Raw genomic sequence first — 19,863 nt, 5'->3', positions numbered from 1 at the left:
TTGACCGAATCCAAGGGCTGTTCCTTGTTGGAGCATGATCTTTCCCGAAAACCGGTTTCCACTTTTCGGGATCATGCTCTGGAGGCACCGGCGCCACTTTGGGAAAAAACCTTCGCGGCGGTTTTTTCTCTGGCGGAATCAATCAGGCCGCGTTAAGCGATGACTCCCATGGCGCGATATGTATTCATCACAGGCGGCGTGGTTTCCTCACTCGGAAAAGGCATCGCCGCAGCAGCTCTTGGGGCTCTTCTGCAGGCGCGAGGCTATCGCGCACGGATCAAGAAGCTCGATCCTTACCTGAATGTCGACCCCGGAACGATGTCGCCTTACCAGCATGGCGAAGTGTTCGTGACCGATGACGGCGCCGAGACCGATCTCGATCTCGGCCATTACGAGCGCTTCACCGGGCGCTCGGCCAACCAGCAGGACAACATTACCACCGGCCGCATCTACAAGAACATCATCGAGCGCGAGCGGCGCGGCGATTATCTCGGCGCGACCGTGCAGGTGATCCCGCACGTCACCGACGAGATCAAGCATTTCGTGCTCGACGGCAATGACGACTACGATTTCGTGCTGTGCGAGATCGGCGGCACGGTCGGCGACATCGAGGCGATGCCCTTCCTGGAAGCGATCCGCCAGCTCGGCAACGACCTGCCGCGCAACAACGCGGTCTATGTGCATCTCACCCTGATGCCCTACATCCCGACCGCCGGCGAGTTGAAGACCAAGCCGACGCAGCATTCGGTCAAGGAATTGCGCGGCATCGGTATCGCGCCCGACATCCTTCTGGTGCGTGCCGACCGGCCGATCCCCAAGGAAGAGCGCAGAAAACTTTCGCTGTTCTGCAACGTGCGCGAAAGCGCCGTCATCCAAGCGTTGGACGTGTCGCATATCTACGACGTGCCAATGGCCTACCATAAGGAAGGGCTCGATTCGGAAGTGCTCGCCGCCTTCGGCATCGATCCGGCGCCGAAGCCGCGCATGGAGCCGTGGCAGGCGCTGTCGAATCGCATCCACAATCCGGAAGGCGAGGTGACGATCGCCATCGTCGGCAAGTACACCGGCCTCAAGGACGCCTACAAATCGCTGATCGAGGCGCTTTCGCATGGCGGCCTCGCCAACCGCGTCAAGGTCAAGCTCGACTGGATCGAAAGCGAGATCTTCGAAAAGGAGGATCCGACGCCCTGGCTGGAGAAGGTGCACGGCATCCTCGTTCCCGGCGGCTTCGGCGAGCGCGGCTCCGAGGGTAAGATTCTGGCGGCGAAGTTCGCCCGCGAGCGCAAGGTGCCTTACTTCGGCATTTGCTTCGGCATGCAGATGGCCTGTATCGAGGCGGCCCGGTCGCTGGCTGGCGTCGAGCATGCCTCTTCGACCGAATTTGGCCCGACCGACGAGCCGGTCGTCGGCCTGATGACCGAGTGGCTCAAGGGCAATATGCTGGAAAAGCGCCGGGCCACCGGCGACCTCGGCGGCACGATGCGGCTCGGCGCCTATCAGGCCGACCTCGCCAAGGGCTCCAAGATTGCCGAAATCTATGGCGACACCCAGATTTCCGAACGCCACCGGCATCGCTACGAGGTCAACATCGACTACAAGCAGCGGCTCGAGGATTGCGGCCTGGTGTTTGCCGGCATGTCGCCCGACGGCGTGCTGCCGGAGACGGTCGAATATCCCGACCATCCCTGGTTCATCGGCGTGCAGTACCATCCCGAACTGAAGAGCCGGCCGCTCGACCCGCACCCGCTGTTCGCGAGTTTCATTTCGGCCGCCGTGGATCAGTCGCGGCTGGTTTGAGCAACCGGCCGGCACATTGGCCATACAAACTTATGTCGCGCTGCTCTACAGCATCGTCCTGGGCGAGGGGCGGCGGGTGGTCATGGCCGACCTCAAGGCCATGGCGGAGAAGCTGGGGTTGAAAAACGTCCGCACGCTGGTCGCGACCGGCAATCTGGTGTTCGAGGCGCGAGCCGGCGACATTTCAAAGCTCGAGCAGCGGCTGGAAAAGGCCTTCGAGCAAACCTTCGGCCGCCATGTCGACATCATCGTGCGCGGCGCCGAGGACTGGCTCAAGCTTGCTGCAGCCAATCCGTTTCCGGGCGAATCCGCCGCTTCGGCCGATCAGGTCGCGGTGCGCGTGATGCGCGAGCCGGTGTCGGCGGATGCCGTCGAAGCGCTCCAGGCCCATGCCGCTGACGATGAGAGAGTGCTTTGGGTCGACGGCGATATCTGGCTTGTCTTCTCCCGCGAGCGGCCGAGCTCACGACTGCTCGCCGCGGCCAATCACAAGCGCTTCGGCGTCGGCACGTCGCGCAATTGGAACACAGTGCGTCGCCTCGCCGAGATGGTCGGCAGTAGGCAGTAGGCAGCATTTTCTATTGCCTAATCCCTACTGCCTACTGCCTTGTTTCAGGCCTTCGCCGTTCTGGCGCCTGCGCCGAGCGCCATTGTGCGCAGCACATAGTAGACGGCGCCTGCGATCGCCACGCCGAAGAACCAGCCATAGACGCCCCACCAGGACGGCAGCCAGTTGGTGAAGTTGGGCAGGATCGAGGAGAAGATGGCGCCGATACCGGCGGCGATGAAGGCGTTGGCATGCCAGCCGCTCTGGAAACGGAACTCGCCGTCCTCGCGATAGAGCGCCGCGACGTCGACCTCGCTTTTGCGGATCAGATAATAATCGACCATCATCACGCCGAAGATCGGTCCCATCGTCGCGCCGATGATGTTGACGAAGGAAGCGGCGCTGCCTTCCCATGGCGCGAAGGGATAGAGCACCAAGGCGATCAGCGCCGCGATGTAGCCGCCCTTCTTGAAGTCGATCTGGCGCGGGAAGACGTTGGAGAAGTCGAAGGCCGGCGAGACGAAATTCGCCACGACATTGATACCCAGCGTCGCCACCGCGAAGGTCAGCGCGGCAAGCGCCGCCAGGAACCAGCTGTCGAACTTGGCCGAGATCTGGTCGGGATGCAGCAGCACCTCGTGATAGACATCATAGGCGGCGATCGTGGTGACGCCGGCGACCAGGGAGAACAGGATGAGGTTGACCGGCAGGCCCCAGATGTTGCCCTTGCGCAGCGCTGCATTGTCCGGCGCGTAGCGGGCGAAATCGCAGAAGTTGAGATAGAGCGCCGAGAAATAGGTCACCCAGATCGCGGCCACCGCGAACAGGGCGGTCCAGGAACCAGGCTCGCCCGGAACGCCGGCATCCTTGGTCTTGTCCAGCAGCACATCCATCGGGATGTCGCTGGTGAAGGCGAAGGTGCCCGACTTCACGCAAAGATAGATGGCCAGGATCAGCATCATGACCCAAACGGCCGGGCCGGCCCAATCCTGGAAGCGGCGCACGGTTTCCATGCCCTTCTGGATGATCAGCAATTGCAGCGCCCAGATGATGACGAAGCAGATCACCTCGAGGGTGGAATGGCCAAGCATATGCGAGCTCTTGTTGAACTCGTCGAACCAATGCAGGCGCGTCAGCAGCGCGACGATCGCGCCCGAAGCCGCGGCCGTCTGGGCGCCGTACCAGAAGCAGGCGACGATGGCACGCACCAGAGCCGGGACGTTGGCGCCCCAGATGCCGAAGGAGGCGCGGGCAAGCACGGGGTAGGGCACGCCGGTCTTCACACCGGCATAGCCGACCAGGTTCATCAGGCCGTAGATGATCAGCGAGCCGATGCCGATGGCGATGATGAAGTTGACGAAGCCGCCGCAGAACAGAAACAGGCTGGCCGCCAGATAGTACCCCCACAGGCTGTGGACGTCCGAGGTCCAGACGTTGAAGATCGAAAACGGTCCCCAGTTCCTGACCGTTGCGGGAGCCAGATCCTCATTGTAGAGGTCAGGCGATGCGCCTTGAATAGTCATTGCAAGTGTTCCCCTTTGCAAAAGAACGCGCCCTCACGCGTTTGACCGCGGAGGTTAAGCCTGACGCTGGGGAACCGGCAAGCAATCCATTTGCCGGCTTTCGCCTTAAAGATATTCAACGAGAATCGCTCTTATCCGATGGCTCCAGCCTGAGGCGAGCCGAGTCGTCAGATGTCTTCTCGCATCTCAGGCGCGGGCCGGCGGTTCCAAATTTTTTCCGTCGGCAACCAAATTTGTTTGGAACGAATTCTCGAGACGTGCGTTTGATGGAGTTCGACTGCACTGCGGTCGACCGGGAGGAAAATTATGGATCGCTTGCATTTCTTTACCCCAGTGCGAATTGCGCGTGGGCAGGGATATCCTGTGGAGGAGGTCGATAGCGTCTCCGAAGCGATGGTGTTCCTGCGGAAGTGGCCGACGGGACGGCGCGGACCGGTTTACCAATGCGCGCTGAATTGCTGCGCGGCGGCAATGGCGGGCAAAATGTCGGCCGAGGAGGCGCGGAAAGCCTTTGTCGGCTTTGCTCGCATCACCCGGCTGCTTGACGACGACATGGCGCTGCCGCTGGGTGGCGCGTCGATGGACAATGTCTACGCCTTGAGACGTTAGCATCTGCACGCCCGCGACGCCGCGTATCGACGAAGCGTCGGCCTTCGGCCGACGCTCGCGGACCTTTGCTTGCGTTTGAGCCATCCCGTTAAAGCACTTCATCGGGATAGACGCCCCACAAGTCGGTTTGTTTGACGAACCCGGACGCCTCCCTCAGCGCGACAGCGCACCACTTCCCGTCACATCGTGTCAGTTTGACTCGGACGCGAGGCTCGAGCCACGCGGTGATGCGACCGTCGATTGCCGGCTTGTTGCGCAACGCAACCTTGTTCTTCGCCCAAGGAGCGACAATCCCCGTTCTTCGCCCGGACAGGAGCGGTCCGAAGATCCATCCGGTGGTTCCCTCCCAGTCCCTCACGCGGCGCCAATTGCCATATTGCTGATAGATCTCCAGCGGGATGCCCGGGCGTGTCATGACCCATTGGATGTCGTAGCCGATGCCCGGTCCGACGCGCAGGTTGGCGGATGAGGCTTTCAGCGAGACGAAGCGCGGTAGAGGAAGAGTTCCGCCTTCCGCCCGCAGCCCGGCCACCGGTGCGGGTATCGAGATCAGCGCAGTTGTAAGGATGAAAAGGACGAGGACGGATTGCAGCCGACGTCGGACCAGCCAGCGGACTTTCGGGAAGCCGAGCGACGCTTCGGAATTCATGGTCGTTCACCTGCGCATGCGGAAGGGATCGATCGCCATCGGACCGTCAGCGGCCTCATGTTGACTTTGCTTCACGTTGATTTCCGCAATCCGGCCGACAATGGCCGGAAATCGTCCTGTCGATCGACTTGCGCTGCGGAGGCGACCCAGCTTGGGAGATGGGGCAGCGGGATACCGGGTCCTACCGGCAGAATTTTCGGTCGCGAGCGGGTCTGCGAAGATATTCTTGCGCTCACGCTCGTCTCGCGCACGCCAGCGCCTGAGACGCTATGCTTGAGCACACGGAAATTCTCCGAAATGGCGAGCGCGGACAAACTTCACCTCGATGCCGCATATACCGAGCCCGACCGGAAACTATTCCATGTCGGTAGCAATCATGTGAGGACAGAGTAGATATCGGGACGGCTCTAAGGCTCGCTGGAAGGGCTGCAGAATTCTCTGCCAGGCGGTCCCGTGTCGGTTCTCTAGAGCTGTCGCGGACCGGGCTTAGACTTCGGCCAATGAGAGTCCACGGGCGCGCTCGCGTAATAGGTCGAGCAATTGGTTGCGTCGCGGCTCCGGCGTGTCGATGGGGAGCACAAAGCAAAGCGTCCTGTTGATGGCGCCGTGGCCGTCGCGGATCGGGGCAGCCATGCACCAGGTGAAGCGGTCGGCGAGTGCCGAGGTCTCGCTGAAGCCCTGCCGGCGCGCCAGGTCGACATCGGCGAAGAAATGCTCACGCTCGACGATGCGACCGTCAGGCAGTTTGTAGTCCTCGGCAGGAATGAAGTTCTTCAACTCCGCTTCGTTCATGTGAGCGACCAGCAACCGTCCCGATGCTGTCCATGGGATCGGCACTTCAACACCGACATCGCTTGAGATGCGGAACGGACCGGGGGAGTCGCGACAGTCGAGGACCACATATTTGTTGCCGCGCAGCCCGCAGAGCTGGACCGTCTCGCCGGTTTCCGCGGCCATCTTGTCCAGGGTTTCGAGAATGCGGCGGTAGTGCGCGTTGTGATGTGAGTAGGCCCAGCCGAACAGATGCATCGCACGGCCGAAATAGACATTGCCTTCGGAGCCGACATTCTCGAGCATCTCGGCCTCGAGCAGGCTGTTGACGATCTCGTAGGTCGTTGAGCGCGGCGCGCCGATCATCTTGGCGAGGTCGCCCACGCGCACCGGCGCGCGATGTTTCAGCAGAGCTTCCAGCAGCATGATGACGCGGTCGATGCCGCGACGCCGCTCGCCGCCCTGCGGCTGTGCGCCCGCTTCGATCAGATCAGTCGCCCCATCACTCATGCCAAGTCACTCATGTCGCCAGGATCATTTTTTCGGTCCTCGTCTCAAGACGCTTGAAAGATGTCAAGGCTCAGACTAGCATCCGTTTTGTCCGATATACAGACATGTTGTCTGAAATATCGGACAAACTAACGAGCCGGACAGAGAAAGTTCTGACGGGAAAGCAGCGGTTCCGCGATGCGGCGACTGATGGCTTTCGTCGTCCCGATTTCGCGCGTCCGGACAATAGCCACCAAGGGGAACCGTCATGAAGAAATCGTCGTTTTTCGCATCCGCCAGCGCCCTTTGCCTCGGTCTTATTCTGGCCGTGAGCGCCGGCACCGCGGCCAACGCAGCCGCCAACTGCATCAAGGGCGATCGCAAGCCGCCCTACACGATCGGCTGGGCCGACATCTATTCCGTGCCAACCTGGATGAAGCAGACGCAGGGCACGATCGAAGCCGAGGTCGAGACGCTGAAGAAGCAGGGTCTTGTCGACAAGCTGGTCGTGACCGACGCCCAGGGCGACGCCAACGTGCAGATCCAGCAGATCCAGTCGATGATCGATTCCAATGTCGATGCCATCATCCTGATTGCCGGTTCCTCGACCGCGCCGGCGCGCGTGCTGGCCGACGCCTGCGCCAAGGGCATCGCCATCATCAATTTCGACAGCCTCGTCGACACCGACAAGGTGACCGCCAAGATCAACACCGATTCTTCGCAATGGGGCGACCAGGCCGCCAAGTTCCTGATCAACGCCATCGGCGGCAAGGGCAAGATCCTCATCCTCAATGGCCCAGCCGGCATTTCGGTTAGCGACGATCGCCGCAAGGGCGCGGATGCGGAGCTGAAGGCTCATCCCGATGTGAAGATCCTGGCCGAGACCAACACGCCCTATAACGTCGCGCCTGCCCAGGAAGCCGTCACTAGTCTGCTCTTCGCCAACCCCGAGATCGACGGCATCCTGTCGCTCGGCGGCGCGCTGTCCGCCGGAGCGGTGCTGGCGCTCGACAAGCAGGGCCGCGACCAGGTGCCGATCACCGGCGAGAATGCGCGCCAGTTCCTTGAACTGTGGAAGGAAAAGGGCCTGAAGAGCTGGGCCACCATGCAGCCGAACTGGCTCGGCGCCCTTGCCGCCTACACCGCGGTCCAGGCGCTGCAAGGCAAGGATGTGCCGGCCTTCGTCAAGATCCCGCTGCCGGTCATCGACAATTCCAATATCGACGAATATCTCGCCCGCGCCAAGGATTTCCCGGCTGACGGCTATATCTATTCGCCCTACGATGAGGAACTGTTCAAGAAGCTGCTGGCGCAGAAATAAGCCGGAAGGGTTGTAGCATTGACAACCGTGGCTCCGCTCCTGGCCGCGCGGGGTGTGTCGAAGGCATTCTTCGGCAACCCCGTCCTGCGCGGCGTTTCCATCGCTCTGCAGCCGGGCCGCGTGCACGCATTGCTCGGCGAGAACGGCGCCGGCAAGTCGACCTTGATCAATCTGCTGTCCGGGGCGCTGCGGCCGGACAGCGGGGAGATCGAAGTCGACGGACGCGCCGTGCCACGCATGACGCCGGCGCTGGCGCGGCAGGCCGGCATCGCCGTCGTGCAGCAGGAACTCAGCCTGACCGCCAGCCTTTCGATCGCCGAAAACATCGGGCTCGGTGCCTATCCAAAACGGTTCGGCCTGATCGATTACAATGAGCTCGCCGGGCGGGCGAAAGCCGCCTGCGCGCTGGTCGGGCTCAACGAACCGCTGTCGACGCCCGTCGGCCGTCTTGCGCTCGGGCGCCGGCAGATGGTCGAGATCGCCAAAGCGCTCTATCGCAAGCCGCGGGTTCTCATCCTGGACGAACCGACATCCTCGCTGTCCGCCACCGAAACGAAAATACTCACGGACCTGTTGGAGCGGTTGCGTGCGGAAGGCATCGCCATTCTCTATATCTCCCACCGGCTGAACGAAGTGATGGCGCTCTGCCAGCATGTCACCGTGCTCAAGGACGGCACCTGCACGGCCGATCGCCCGCTCGCCGGAACCGACGCTGCCGGGCTTGTGCGGCTGATGGTCGGGCGCGACCCGGGCGATCTTTTTCCCAAATGGCGGCCGTCCGCGTCGTCTGCCAATGCGATATCGGTCCGCGGGTTCTCCGCTGGCCTGATGCGCGATGTCGACCTCGACATCAGGGCCGGAGAAGTGCTGGGCATCGGCGGGCTGGTCGGGCAGGGGCAGGAGGATCTGCTCCTCGGCCTCTATGGCGCGATTCCAGCCAGGACGGCATCGGCGACGGTCAACGGAACATCGGGCCTGCCGGGCGGCGTGCCGAAGGCCAATGCGCTGGGGCTCGCCTATGTGCCGGCCGACCGAAAGCGGGAAGGGCTGCACCTGATCCATCCGATCCTCACCAACATGATGCTGCCTGCCTTCGCCAGGCTGCCGGCCCTGAGGCTGCGCAGCCGCAGGGCCGAACGCGAGACGGGCAAGAGCCTCGCCGCGCAGCTTGCCATCAAGGGCGATCTTGGCCGGTCGGCGCAGGCGCTCTCCGGCGGCAACCAGCAGAAGGTCGCGCTGGCGAAGTGGATGCCGTATGACCCGCTGGTGCTTCTGCTCAACGATCCGACGCGCGGCGTCGATGTCGAGACCAAGCGCGAAATCTATCTGATGCTTCGCGCCTTCGCCGACGCCGGGAAAGCCGTCGTGCTGCTCAGTTCCGACACGCCGGAGCTGGTCTATCTATGCGATCGCGTCGCCGTGGTGCGCGAAGGTCGCATTATGGCCACGCTGGACCGGGCGGCGTTGAGCGAGGAGGCAATCGTGTCGGCGGCCATGGGCGCCGAGAAGCAGAAGGTCGCGGCATGAGCATCGTTCCTTCCGCGAAATCCGCCGGCGCGCTCTATTGGCCGGTGCAGGCGCACCGCAACGTCGGCGTGCGTACGCTGTTCCTCGTCGTGCTGGCATTTCTCGCCGCCTATGGCGTGTTGTTCCCTGGTCTGTTCACGGCCTCCGGTTTTGGCAAATTCACCCAGAGCTGGTTCCCGCTGGCGCTGGTGGCGATGGCGCAGGCGATCCTCATGCTGACCGGCGGCATCAGCCTGGCGATCGGCGCCACCGTCAGCCTTGGCGCCGTCATTGCCGCAACCACCATGGCCGGTCCGCTTGGCGTCGCCGGCGGCGCGGCCGCCGTGGCGCTGGCTGGGCTCGGCATCGGGGCCGCGACCGGCTTCATCGTCGTCAAGCTGCGCCTGCCGGCGATCGTGGTGACGCTTGCCGGCTCCTTCATCATCGGCGGCGCTGCGCTGCTGATCCTGCCTCGGCCGGGCGGCGCCATTCCGGCATGGTTGTCGGACCTGCTCGCCGGCGATACGCCGGCGGCCTTCCTGATTCTGGTGGTCATCGTGCTGTTGTGGAAGCTCTATCTCGCCACGCCGCTCGGCCTCAGCCTCTATGCCGCCGGCGAGAATCCGGTCGGCGCCTATCGCTCCGGCGTGCCGGTCGACGCGGCGCGCGTCGCCGCCTATGCGATCAGCGGATTGCTGTCGACGGGCGCCGGCCTGTTCGTCGCCGCACAGACGGGTTCGGGCGACCCGGTGATCGGTACGGCTTTCACGTTGAATTCGATCGCCGCCGCAGTGCTTGGCGGCATCGGCTTCCTCGGTGGGCAAGGAACCATGCGCGGCGCGCTTGCCGGCAGCCTGCTGCTCAGCCTGATGATCAGCGTGATGTTCTTTCTCGGCTTCACGCCGGTGGCGCAATATGTCGCGCAAGGCCTGATCATCATCGGCGCCGTCGCCATTCCGCAATTCCGCAAGGTGCAGCAATGACAGCCTGGAACGACAGCGCCGGCGGCAAACGCGCGAGCGCAATCCTGAAAAGCCGGCCGTTTCTCACGCTTGCCATCGTCGCGGCCGTCTGGATCGTGGCGAGCTTCGTTTCTCGCGGCTTCGGCGCCTATGGCCACCTGCGCTACCTGGTCGAACTCGGCGCCGTCATCGGCCTCGTCGCGGCGGGCCAGACTTTCGTCGTCATCGCCGGCGGCATCGACCTGTCGGTCGCGGCGATCGTCACCGTCAGCGCCATCAGCCTGCCACTGCTGTCGTGGCAGGCCGATCCGACCGGCCTTGTGTCCGTGATCGCTGTGCTCGCATTGACCACCGCAATCGGGGTGGTCAACGGCCTGGGCGTGGCACTGCTGCGTGTGCATCCAATGATCATGACGCTGGCCATGGCGACCTTCCTGCAAGGGCTCTTGATCATCATCGCCGGCGGCAGCGCCGTCACCGCCGAAAACCCGCTGGTCCATTGGCTTGGCAATGCCCGCCCGGCCGGCATCCCGGCGGGTATCATCCTGTGGATTGCCGTCTCGGCCGTCGTGCTGACGGTCATGCACGCAACGCCTTTCGGTGCGCGCATTTTTGCTATGGGCGCGAACCCGCTGGCGGCTTCCCTGTCGGGCGTTCCCATGACGTCGACGACACTTGCCGTCTACGGCATCAGCGGCTTCACGGCAGGGCTGGCCGGCGTGCTGGTGCTCGGCATGAACGGACAGGGCTATGTCGGGATCGGCGATCCCTACCTGCTTGCCTCGATCGCGGCCGTCGTGCTTGGCGGCACCTCCATCCTCGGCGGACTCGGCACCTATGCAGGCACCATCCCCGGGGCGATCCTTCTGGTGACGATCACGGCGCTGATCACCGTGGTCAATGCGTCGCCCGGCTGGCGCAGCATCCTGTTCGGCTCGCTGATCCTCGGACTGCTGCTTCTCTCAGGCAGGGAGCAGGCTCGTCGATGAGATGTCGTCCAGCCTATAAATCCGTTTGGCATTGCCGCAGAACAGCGCCGCTTGCTCATCGGCGGAAAGGTCGGCCGTGATAGCCTTGAAGCTGTCATACACCTCGTCGAACGAGGCATGCAGGCCGGCGACCGGGAAGTCGGAGCCGAACATGGCGCGCCCGGCGCCAAAACAGTCGATGCAGTGCAGCACCACCGGCCGCAAGCTGTCGAGCGTCCAATTATGATCGTAGGCGACGAGGTCCGAGATCTTGATGGCGACGTTGTCGCGTTCGGCGAGGCGCTGCAGGCCGTCGCGCCATCTGTGCATGCCCTCGGCGTCGCGGTCGATCGGGCTGCCGCAATGGTTGAGGACGAATTGCTGATCCGGGAACGATGCCGCCAAGCGCGCGGCGTCGGCGAGCTGGCGCGGGAACACCATCAGGTCGAACGAGAGCCCGTGACGGCCGAGCAGGCCAAGGCCGCTGCGCCAGGCCGGATCGTCCATGATGCCGTCGCGGGCGGCGAAGCGGCGGGCGGGATCGGGATCCCAGCTCAAAATGTCGCGTACGCCAGCGACGCGGTCGAAAGCGGTCTGCGCTTCGATGAGCGCCGGCGTCTGCGGACTGGCGAGCGGCACATGGACGACGTAGCGGGCAGCGACGCCTCGCGCCTTGTCCAGCGTCTCCAGCCAGCGCGTCTCGCCGACGCTATCTCCTGCGGCCCAGTTGGCTTCGACATGGATGGTGGCCACGATGTTGTGCCTCGCGGCATCGCGAAGATAGTCGTTGGGAAGATAGTTGCGACGCAGCGGTCCAAGATCGCCCAGACCGCCGCGCTCGCCAGCGGTGGCAGTGAGCCAGGGATGCCGTCCAAGGCCGAGATCCCACAGATGATGATGCGCGTCGACGATCGGTCCGGAATAGGGATTGGGCACGCGATCCTCGCAGACTGTGGGGAGCGCCGGCAATCGGTCCGGCCCTCGTTTGATGATAGCGGAAGAGGTAGCATCTGATGAACGAGAACACATCGGCTCCGCCGCTTGACGTGCATGAAAATTTTACGCTCGACGACCGCATGCGCGGCGTGCCTCCGGGCACGTCCGGATTGGATTCCAACCTGGTCGGACAGCAAGGCTGGCATCCGGCCGATGGTTGCATGTCGCTGCCGCTGCTCACACTCGACGAGGCGGCTTTCGCTTCGAACCGCGATCTGTTCCTGCGTTACGCGCGCGAGCACGGCGCCGCAATAGCGCCGCATGCCAAGACGCCGATGGCGCCGGACCTTGCCCGTTCGTTGGTCGAGGCCGGTGGCTGGGGCACGACGGTCGCCGATATCAGGCAGGCGACGGTGATGCTGAAAGCGGGTCTCTCCCGGCTGATCATCGCCAATGAGGTCGGCGGCGCCGGTGGTGCGAGCCGATTGGCCAAACTGATTGGCGCCTGGCCGGGTGCCGAGCTCTACGTCTTTGCCGACTCGGTTGCGATCGTGCGGGCTCTCGCCGACGCATGGCGCGGCAATGCAGACCTTGCGCCGTTGCGCGTCCTAGTCGAGCTCGGCGCGGCGAGGGCGGGCGCGCGCAGCACGACAGAGGCCGAGGCGATCGCCGATGCCGTCGCTGCCACCGGCGGACGGCTGCGGATCGCCGGCGTCGCCACCTACGAAGGCGCTGCCGCCCAACCCGATCCGGTTCGCAGCGACGAGGCGGTTTCCGCGCTGCTGGCCACTGTCGGCGACATGTTCCTCAGGCTGCGCGCCCGCATCGGCGGCGATGCGCCGCTGATCGTGACGGCCGGCGGTTCGGTCTTCTTCGACAAGGTGGTGACGGCGCTGTCGCCGCTGGTCGAACGGGACGACAAGGCGACGCTGGTGCTGCGCAGCGGCGCCATCTTCTTCCACGACCACGGCATTTACGACCGATCGCTGGGCGCCGTTGACGCCCGTAACGGCTTTGCCGTAGGCGGTGCCGGCGCTTCGGCGCGGCGCTCCTTCCGTCCGGCGCTGCGCGTCTGGGCTGAATTGCTGTCGCGGCCGGAACCGAGCCTCGCCATCTGCGGCATGGGAATGCGGGACGTCTCATTCGACCAGGGTTTCCCGAAACCGCTCGCTGTTTATCGCGCCGGTCAAAAACTGCCTGCGCCACCGATGCAGCCGCAGGTGATCAAGCTCAACGACCAGCACGCATTTCTGTCGCTGCAGCCGGGCGATGACATCGCCGTCGGCGACGTCATCGAATTCGGCATTTCGCACCCCTGCACCTGTCTCGACCGCTACCGGGTGATCTTCGGCGTGGACGAGAGCGGACACGTCGCCCACGCATTCCCAACCTTTTTCGGCTGATCCGGCCCCAAGAAAAAACCTCGAAAGGATCCAATATGATCAAATACTTCCAGTCCGGCTCCCGCATGTCGCAGGCAGTGGTCTATGGCGGCATGGTGCACATAGCCGGCCAGGTCGCCAGTGATCGCAAGGCCGGCATCGAGTCGCAGACGAGCGACGTACTGGCCAAGGTCGAGGCGCTTCTCAACGAGGCCGGCAGCAGCAAGTCGAAGCTGGTGGCGGTCAACGTCTTCCTGCCGCAGATCGGTGACTTCGAAGCGATGAACAAGATCTACGATGCCTGGGTCGATCCCGCGCGGCTACCGGCCCGGGCCTGCGTCGAAGCTCGTCTGGCCGATCCGGATCTGCGCATCGAAGTCACCGCGGTCGCGGCTGTTTAAAGGGGACGCTATGCATACCGGCCTCGTCCACACGCTCGATTTCGACCGTGACGGCAAGACGCTCGCTCATCTGAGCATCCCGTTCTCGATCGACCGGTCGCCCTATTTCCAAGTCAAGGTGCCGATCTGCACCATCCGCAATGGCGAAGGTCCGTCGCTGCTGCTGATGGCCGGCAATCACGGCGACGAATATGAGGGCGAGCTGTCGCTGGCGAAGCTGGTGCGCCGCCTCGATCCGGCTGCAATCCGCGGCCGCGTCACCATCCTGCCGATGACGAATGCCCCGGCGGTGATGGCGGCCAAGCGCTGCTCGCCGCTCGACGGCGGCAACCTCAACCGGGCGTTTCCGGGCGATCCGTCGGGCACGCCGACCAGCCGGCTTGCGCATTTCCTGGAGACGGAGCTGTTTGCGCGTCACGACGTCGTCTTCGACATCCATTCCGGCGGCACCTCGATGGAGCATCTGCCGACCGCACTCGTCGAGCGCAACGCCGATCCCGAGCGGCATCGGCGCGGTGTCGAACTGATGCGCACGCTCGGCATGCCCTTCGGCTTCATCGCTGACAATGGCCCAGCATCACCGACCTCGATGGGCGCGGCGCGTCGCGCCGGCGCGATCGGCGTCAGCGGCGAGTTCGGCGGCGGCGGCACGGCGACGGTCGAATCGATGGCCCTGACCGCCCGCGCACTCGACAGCCTCATGGTTGCGCTGGGCGTGGTGGAGACGCCGTTGCTGGCGCCCGGCGCCGGGCCGGTGGCACCGACGCGGCTGCTTTCGCTGTCGCGCCACAGTCAGGGTCTCTACGCGACGCGGCGCGGCTGGTTCGAACCGGCGGTCAAGCTCGGCGACAGCGTAAGCGCCGGACAGGTGGCAGGCTGGTACCACGATTTCGAGCGGCTGGACGCCGCCGAGGAGGCCCTGCATTTTGCCGAAAGCGGCATCGTTTTGTCGCGCCGGCTGCACACGATGTGCGAGGCCGGCGACTGCCTGATGCAGGTGGCGGAACCCGTCGAAGGCTGACAACGAACCAGCGCCGGGCGGCGCCAGCAAACCGAGGACCAGCATGCAGCTTTCGATGTGGACCTATCCGTGGGATATCCAGGATCTCGGCCTGGAGACGGTCGAGCGCGACCTCACGCAACGCGCTGGGCTCAACATGGTGAGCCTCGCGACCTCCTATCATGCCGGGCGCTTCCTGCAGCCGCGCAGCCCGAAGCGCAAAGCCTATTTCCCGGAGGACGGCACGATCTACTTCAAGCCGTCGGCGGCACGGTGGGCCGACCTCGTCATTCAGCCGAAGGTGGCGGATGTGATCGGCGAGGGCGGCGACGTGCTTGGCCAGCTTATCCGCCGCCGCGACGCAGGCGGGCCAAGGGTTTCATGCTGGACCGTGTGCCTGCACAACACGCGCCTCGGCATGCGCTACCCGCAAGCCGTTACCCGCAACGCCTTCGGCGATCCCAACTATTACAATCTTTGTCCCTCGAACCCGGACGCGCGCGCCTATGTCCGCGCGCTGGTCGCCGATATCTCGTATGGCTACAGGCCGGACAGGATCGAGCTTGAAAGCCCGTCCTTCATGGGTTTTGCGCATGAATATCATCACGAAAAGGACGGCGTGGGGCTCACGCCGGAAGACGATTTTCTCCTTTCATTGTGTTTTTGCCCGTCCTGTCTGGATCGCGCGACCAAAGCCGGCGTCGATGGCGACGCGGCGCGAAAACTCGTCGCGCAATGGATCGTCGAGACCTGCGAGCGGGCGGTGCCTGCGCGGCGCTTTCCCGATTTTCCGGCGGGCGGGCTCGATGTCTTCCGGCCCTGGCCCGAACTCCACGCCTATCTTGCCTGGCGCTTCGAGCCGGTCACCAGCCTCGTCGCTGAACTGCGCGAGGTCGCGCATCCGGCGACGACCATCCTCATCATTGACCTGAAGGACGGCTGGCTCGGAGGCTGCGATCTCGCGGCGCTGGGCCAGGTCTGCGATGGGGCGATCCTGTGCGCCTACGACATGCGGGCGGACGATGTCGCAAGCCTGATAAAGGCCGGTCGCGCCGCGCTCGGCGCCGGAAAGTTCCTCGGTACCGGCTACCGGCTCTTTTATCCTGAAATGGCCGGGCCGAATGTGCTCGTCGCAAAAGTGAAGCCGGCGCGGCGCCCGGAGGTCGACGGCCTCAATTTCTACAACTACGGCCTCGTCCCTGCCGCACGGCTGGATTGGGTGAAAGCAGCTCTCTCACCTTGATCTCTGATGTAAATTCGGTTGTGGCCTGCGGTGCATTCAGCAGTGCGAGGGCATCCATTGTCTTCAAGAAATCTACTGTCATCTGCTCGATGCTAGACTAACGCATTGCCAAGCCCTTTTCGTCGTCGACAGCCAGTGCTGAGGGATTTCCCAGGCGCGCTGAATAAGATTACGGCGCTGCCACAGCAGGCTTGCTATTGCCCGTAACGCTGCTCCAGCGCTTCGGCGATATGTTCGCAAAGCATCTCGCCCGTGACCATGGTGATATGGAGGCGAAGACGTGCGCCTTGCGGATCGACCATTGTGACCACCACGCCCCGGTCGGAGTATTGGACCGTATCCAGCACGTTGTGAATGACGAAGTCGGCTGCGTTGCGCGCCGAGCCGGTGTGATCTCCCACGGCCTTCCTCCCATCCCGAATTCAGCCGGTCGATGCGTTGGTCAGCAGTCGTGCACCGAACGATCTGCGCCGACAGCCGCCCACTCGTTAAATATGTAGCGGCTTGTATTAGCGTCCAGAAGGATATTTCCGCCCCGCAGCATGCATGTTTGATAGCGACCATGTGCTTGCTCGTGGGCGGGAGGCCCTCGGGCGGAAGTCAAACGGCGGCAAGCATAACTTTGCTGACTGCTTTCTGGATAGCAGAGGGACAATCTCTGGCTATGATTCGCCCGCTGCACTGCGGCCGCCGAATAAGTCGTTTCAACTTCGATCTTAAGTCAGCTTTAATACATTAAGCGCGAGATCAGTGAGGCGCTTCCACTTCTCGCGCTATCGGCGCGCGCGGTCGGGACAAGTCTCATCAGATCGGCGTTTGGATGAAACGGTTTAGAGATGTTAGTGTCGGCAGCAAGCTCTCACTGGGCTTCGGACTGGCCTTGCTCTGCATCGTCGCAGTAGGTGTATTTGGTGTTTCGCAACTACGAGCACTCAACAAGGTCACGAGCGAGATTACGGGCATTTGGTTGCCGCAAGTCCAAATCGTCGAGCAGATGAAGCGCAACCTGGCGCAACACCAGCTTTATGCAACGCTGCGCATGAGCACCACCGACGCTCAGCAAATATCTGACATCGACAAACAGATGGCGGGAGAGAGCGAAGAAATGCTCCAAGGCCGCCGCGCCTACCGCAGGAGTGCTGGATCGGCGTCTGAGCAGCGGCTGTTCGACCAGTTTGTCAATCTGTGGACGGCATATCAGGACTCCCTGTCGTCAATTATCCCGCTCCTCGATGCGGGACAGCGAACGAAGGCCGCCAATGAGTTCGAGGCTATTTCAGTTCCGACGGTTGCCGCGGCGGCTGATCGGTTGAACGGCCTCTTGGCGCTCACCAATCAGCGGAGCACGGCTGCCGCCTCCATGGCGGACCGCACCTACACCATCGCACAGCGGCTGGCCTGGGCCGCGATTACCTTTGCGGCCTTTTGCCTTGGCTTGCTTATTGTCTGGATACGCCACAATGTCAGCAAGCCGATCCTGGCGGTCAGCGAGGCGATGCACCGGTTGACGCGGGGAGAACACCGCTCGAACCTAGTTGCATTGAAAACGGATAGGCAGGACGAGGTCGGAGTGCTCTTCTCCGCCTTTGCCGGTTACCGTGCCAGTCTGGAGCGCAGCAACGCCTTGGCCCGCGAGGCCGAGCTGGAACGGCAGCACCTCGCTGCCGCTGCCGCGAACATGCCGGTGGGACTGTGCATGTTCGATGCCGGGCGACGGCTGGTTTTCTGTAACCAGGCCTATGCCGACTTCTACCACCTGCCAGAGGGCTTGACCCGTCCAGGCACGCAGTGGGCCGACTTGATGCGATATCGTATCGCCGCCGGTCTCTATGTCGGCCATGACCCGGACAAGTATCTCGAAGAGCTCTCGGCGACCATCGATCGCGCCGAGCGCGTGGTAAGCCTTGTGGAACTCAGGGACGGGCGCACCATCGACCTTATCCACCAGCCGTTGCCGGGCGGCGGCTGGCTTGCCACCCACCACGATGTGACCGACTTGCGACGCAGCGAAGCCCGCATCTCGCACATGGCGCGCCATGACGGGCTCACGGATCTGCCAAACCGCATTTTGTTCCGCGAACGCGCCGAGGAAGCTTTGATCGAGATGGAACGCAAGGATAGCAAGGCTGCCTTCCTTTGCCTCGATCTAGACCATTTCAAAACGGTCAACGATACGCTGGGGCACCCGGTAGGCGACGCATTGTTGAAAGAGGTCGCCGCGAGGCTGAGGCAGGTCGTGCGCGAAGAAGACACGGTGGCGAGGCTCGGTGGCGACGAGTTCGTGATCATCCAAAGGGGGGCCGAACAGCCGGTCGAGGCCACCGCCCTCGCGCAACAGGTCATCGATGCGCTGAGCGCGCCTTATGTCGTCGATGGGCATGGGATTGTGATCAGTGCCAGCGTTGGCATTTCCATTGCGCCGAACGATGGCGGGAACGCCGACCAGTTGCTCAAGAATGGCGACATGGCGCTCTACCGGGCGAAGGCGGAAGGACGTAGGACGTATAGGTTCTTCGAGCCGGAAATGGACGCTCGCATGCAGGCGCGGCGGCTTCTCGAACTCGATCTGCGCGAAGCGCTGGCACGGGGTCAATTCGAGATCTACTATCAACCGCTGCTCAATCTCGATCGCGGCGAAGTCAGCTGCTTCGAGGCACTGCTGCGCTGGCACCACCCGGCGCGTGGTACTGTCTCTCCGGCGGAGTTCATCCCCCTGGCCGAGGAGATCGGTCTGATCGTGCCGATCGGCGAATGGGTGCTCAAGCAGGCCTGTCTCGACGCGGCAAGCTGGCCCAAAAGCATCAGGCTTGCCGTCAATCTGTCGCCAACGCAATTTCGCAACTCCCGTTTGCTCTCGACGATCGTCGAGGCACTCGACGCGTCTGGATTGCGGCCAAGCCAGCTTGAGCTTGAGGTCACCGAGACAGTCCTGCTGGCCAACACCCAGGCGACTCTGGCGATGCTGGAACAGATCCACATGCTGGGTGTGCATATCGCGATGGACGACTTCGGAACCGGATATTCGAGCCTGAGCTATCTGCGCTCGTTCCCGTTCGACAAGATCAAGATCGACCAGTCCTTTGTGAAGGATGGCGCCGATGTCAACAGCTCAGTCGCCATCATCCGCGCCGTGACGAGCCTTGGCAGCAGCCTTGGCATGCAGACCACCGCCGAAGGGATCGAAACAGCCGAGCAACTCGAGCGGGTGCGAAAGGAAGGCTGCACCGAGGCTCAGGGCTTTCTGCTCAGTCGGCCGTTGCCTGCTCGGGAGATCCCCGCAATGCTGGAGCGCACTCGAGCTGTCGTGACTGGAGAAATCATCGAGGCCGCACCCGAAACGATGAGCGAGCGGGACAAAGAGCAGCTCTCCGATGAGCGAAGTCGCAGACGTGCGGCTGCTTCCACCTAGAATGTTTCCGGTTCTCTTGCGAGCAAACGTCGTAGCGGTCGATGGGCTCTCCAAGAGGCCGGACTTTAGTTTAGTGAGCGCCTCCAGGAACGGTGTGTCTGCTTCGGCCTCTGGCCGCAGCGCGAGCCCGAGCGCGGTCGCTCGGCCGTAAAGCTTACCGGCTGTCATGCGAGCGCTGGCAATCTCAGACCGGCGGCGTCGATCGCGCACCACTGCAATCTGCTTGAGGTTGCTGCCGGCAAGCGTCGTCCAGCCGACCTCCCATTCGGAGCTGTCGATGGCCATCTGATTGAGCGTCCAGAGCCCGTTCGTGCCGTTGTTCAGGAGCAACAGGCTGAACAGGGCAAGGC

Annotated in this window: 17 protein-coding genes; 12 read left to right on the top strand and 5 right to left on the bottom strand. The window is 63.3% G+C overall.

Annotation, left to right across the window (positions count from 1 at the left end):
- Positions 1–159: 159 nt before the first annotated feature.
- Positions 160–1,797: a CTP synthase gene (locus P9273_RS09850; RefSeq protein ID WP_278048741.1), complete on the top strand. Its 1,638-nt coding sequence runs from the start codon at positions 160–162 to the stop codon at positions 1,795–1,797.
- A gap of 22 nt (positions 1,798–1,819) precedes the next feature.
- A complete protein-coding gene (locus P9273_RS09845) occupies positions 1,820–2,365 on the top strand; it encodes a DUF1697 domain-containing protein (protein WP_278049025.1) in 546 nt (181 codons plus the stop codon).
- A 44-nt stretch (positions 2,366–2,409) separates the two neighbouring features.
- Here P9273_RS09845 and P9273_RS09840 read toward each other — a convergent pair whose 3' ends face one another.
- Positions 2,410–3,867, bottom strand: coding sequence for an NCS1 family nucleobase:cation symporter-1 (locus P9273_RS09840; protein ID WP_278048740.1), 1,458 nt, complete (start codon positions 3,865–3,867; stop codon positions 2,410–2,412).
- Positions 3,868–4,173: 306 nt separating this feature from the next.
- On the opposite strand from P9273_RS09840, the gene P9273_RS09835 reads away from it, so the two are divergent.
- On the top strand, positions 4,174–4,476 hold the full coding sequence (locus P9273_RS09835; protein ID WP_040994931.1) for a DUF982 domain-containing protein: 303 nt from the start codon (positions 4,174–4,176) through the stop codon (positions 4,474–4,476).
- Between the two features lie 88 nt (positions 4,477–4,564).
- Here P9273_RS09835 and P9273_RS09830 read toward each other — a convergent pair whose 3' ends face one another.
- Together P9273_RS09830 and P9273_RS09825 are read right to left on the bottom strand one after the other, a co-directional pair.
- Positions 4,565–5,125, bottom strand: coding sequence for an SH3 domain-containing protein (locus P9273_RS09830; protein ID WP_278048739.1), 561 nt, complete (start codon positions 5,123–5,125; stop codon positions 4,565–4,567).
- Positions 5,126–5,611: 486 nt separating this feature from the next.
- The gene (locus P9273_RS09825; RefSeq protein ID WP_278048738.1) at positions 5,612–6,406 is read right to left on the bottom strand and encodes an IclR family transcriptional regulator; all 795 of its coding nucleotides are present in this window, start codon (positions 6,404–6,406) and stop codon (positions 5,612–5,614) included.
- Between the two features lie 247 nt (positions 6,407–6,653).
- Here P9273_RS09825 and P9273_RS09820 point away from each other — a divergent pair, with 247 nt between their 5' ends.
- The 4 genes from P9273_RS09820 to P9273_RS09805 are packed head-to-tail and all read left to right on the top strand — an operon-like array spanning position 6,654 to position 11,163.
- Positions 6,654–7,706: an ABC transporter substrate-binding protein gene (locus tag P9273_RS09820; RefSeq protein ID WP_278048737.1), complete on the top strand. Its 1,053-nt coding sequence runs from the start codon at positions 6,654–6,656 to the stop codon at positions 7,704–7,706.
- A gap of 18 nt (positions 7,707–7,724) precedes the next feature.
- Positions 7,725–9,233: a sugar ABC transporter ATP-binding protein gene (locus tag P9273_RS09815; RefSeq protein WP_278048736.1), complete on the top strand. Its 1,509-nt coding sequence runs from the start codon at positions 7,725–7,727 to the stop codon at positions 9,231–9,233.
- A complete protein-coding gene (locus P9273_RS09810) occupies positions 9,230–10,195 on the top strand; it encodes an ABC transporter permease (RefSeq protein WP_278048735.1) in 966 nt (321 codons plus the stop codon). The genes P9273_RS09815 and P9273_RS09810 overlap by 4 nt, the downstream gene beginning before the upstream one ends.
- Positions 10,192–11,163, top strand: a complete 972-nt coding sequence (locus P9273_RS09805; RefSeq protein ID WP_278048734.1) for an ABC transporter permease — start codon at positions 10,192–10,194, stop codon at positions 11,161–11,163. The genes P9273_RS09810 and P9273_RS09805 overlap by 4 nt, the downstream gene beginning before the upstream one ends.
- Here P9273_RS09805 and P9273_RS09800 read toward each other — a convergent pair.
- Positions 11,137–12,078, bottom strand: coding sequence for an amidohydrolase family protein (locus tag P9273_RS09800; protein ID WP_442920209.1), 942 nt, complete (start codon positions 12,076–12,078; stop codon positions 11,137–11,139). The genes P9273_RS09805 and P9273_RS09800 overlap by 27 nt on opposite strands.
- A 77-nt stretch (positions 12,079–12,155) precedes the next feature.
- On the opposite strand from P9273_RS09800, the gene P9273_RS09795 reads away from it, so the two are divergent.
- The 4 genes from P9273_RS09795 to P9273_RS09780 are packed head-to-tail and all read left to right on the top strand — an operon-like array spanning position 12,156 to position 16,104.
- The gene (locus P9273_RS09795) at positions 12,156–13,481 is read left to right on the top strand and encodes an alanine racemase (protein ID WP_278048732.1); all 1,326 of its coding nucleotides are present in this window, start codon (positions 12,156–12,158) and stop codon (positions 13,479–13,481) included.
- A 35-nt stretch (positions 13,482–13,516) separates the two neighbouring features.
- Positions 13,517–13,861: a RidA family protein gene (locus P9273_RS09790; protein ID WP_278048731.1), complete on the top strand. Its 345-nt coding sequence runs from the start codon at positions 13,517–13,519 to the stop codon at positions 13,859–13,861.
- 10 nt (positions 13,862–13,871) lie between these two features.
- Positions 13,872–14,882 carry a succinylglutamate desuccinylase/aspartoacylase family protein gene (locus tag P9273_RS09785; protein ID WP_278048730.1) on the top strand — a complete coding sequence of 337 codons (1,011 nt, stop codon included), beginning with the start codon at positions 13,872–13,874 and terminating at the stop codon, positions 14,880–14,882.
- Between the two features lie 43 nt (positions 14,883–14,925).
- Positions 14,926–16,104 carry a hypothetical protein gene (locus tag P9273_RS09780; protein ID WP_278048729.1) on the top strand — a complete coding sequence of 393 codons (1,179 nt, stop codon included), beginning with the start codon at positions 14,926–14,928 and terminating at the stop codon, positions 16,102–16,104.
- Between the two features lie 194 nt (positions 16,105–16,298).
- Here the strand turns inward: P9273_RS09780 and P9273_RS09775 are convergent, their stop codons facing one another.
- Positions 16,299–16,505: a hypothetical protein gene (locus tag P9273_RS09775; protein ID WP_278048728.1), complete on the bottom strand. Its 207-nt coding sequence runs from the start codon at positions 16,503–16,505 to the stop codon at positions 16,299–16,301.
- A gap of 419 nt (positions 16,506–16,924) precedes the next feature.
- Between P9273_RS09775 and P9273_RS09770 the strand changes: the two genes are divergently transcribed.
- Positions 16,925–19,513 (top strand): EAL domain-containing protein, encoded by a 2,589-nt coding sequence (locus P9273_RS09770; protein ID WP_278048727.1) that lies wholly within the window; start codon positions 16,925–16,927, stop codon positions 19,511–19,513.
- The last annotated feature ends 350 nt before the right edge of the window (positions 19,514–19,863 follow it).

The sequence above is a fragment of the Mesorhizobium sp. WSM4935 genome, assembly GCF_029625735.1.
Taxonomy (GTDB): domain Bacteria; phylum Pseudomonadota; class Alphaproteobacteria; order Rhizobiales; family Rhizobiaceae; genus Mesorhizobium.
Note: the sequence above shows the minus strand (reverse complement) of the source record. Positions and strands in the feature narration are given on the sequence as shown.

Excerpts from the sequence above, each read along its gene's own strand:
- P9273_RS09850 (WP_278048741.1), top strand. The coding sequence starts at position 160 with ATGACTCCCATGGCGCGATATGTATTCATCACAGGCGGCGTGGTTTCC.
- P9273_RS09840 (WP_278048740.1), bottom strand. The coding sequence starts at position 3,867 with ATGACTATTCAAGGCGCATCGCCTGACCTCTACAATGAGGATCTGGCT.
- P9273_RS09835 (WP_040994931.1), top strand. The coding sequence starts at position 4,174 with ATGGATCGCTTGCATTTCTTTACCCCAGTGCGAATTGCGCGTGGGCAG.
- P9273_RS09830 (WP_278048739.1), bottom strand. The coding sequence starts at position 5,125 with ATGAATTCCGAAGCGTCGCTCGGCTTCCCGAAAGTCCGCTGGCTGGTC.
- P9273_RS09825 (WP_278048738.1), bottom strand. The coding sequence starts at position 6,406 with ATGAGTGATGGGGCGACTGATCTGATCGAAGCGGGCGCACAGCCGCAG.
- P9273_RS09820 (WP_278048737.1), top strand. The coding sequence starts at position 6,654 with ATGAAGAAATCGTCGTTTTTCGCATCCGCCAGCGCCCTTTGCCTCGGT.
- P9273_RS09810 (WP_278048735.1), top strand. The coding sequence starts at position 9,230 with ATGAGCATCGTTCCTTCCGCGAAATCCGCCGGCGCGCTCTATTGGCCG.
- P9273_RS09805 (WP_278048734.1), top strand. The coding sequence starts at position 10,192 with ATGACAGCCTGGAACGACAGCGCCGGCGGCAAACGCGCGAGCGCAATC.
- P9273_RS09795 (WP_278048732.1), top strand. The coding sequence starts at position 12,156 with ATGAACGAGAACACATCGGCTCCGCCGCTTGACGTGCATGAAAATTTT.
- P9273_RS09790 (WP_278048731.1), top strand. The coding sequence starts at position 13,517 with ATGATCAAATACTTCCAGTCCGGCTCCCGCATGTCGCAGGCAGTGGTC.
- P9273_RS09785 (WP_278048730.1), top strand. The coding sequence starts at position 13,872 with ATGCATACCGGCCTCGTCCACACGCTCGATTTCGACCGTGACGGCAAG.
- P9273_RS09780 (WP_278048729.1), top strand. The coding sequence starts at position 14,926 with ATGCAGCTTTCGATGTGGACCTATCCGTGGGATATCCAGGATCTCGGC.
- P9273_RS09770 (WP_278048727.1), top strand. The coding sequence starts at position 16,925 with ATGAAACGGTTTAGAGATGTTAGTGTCGGCAGCAAGCTCTCACTGGGC.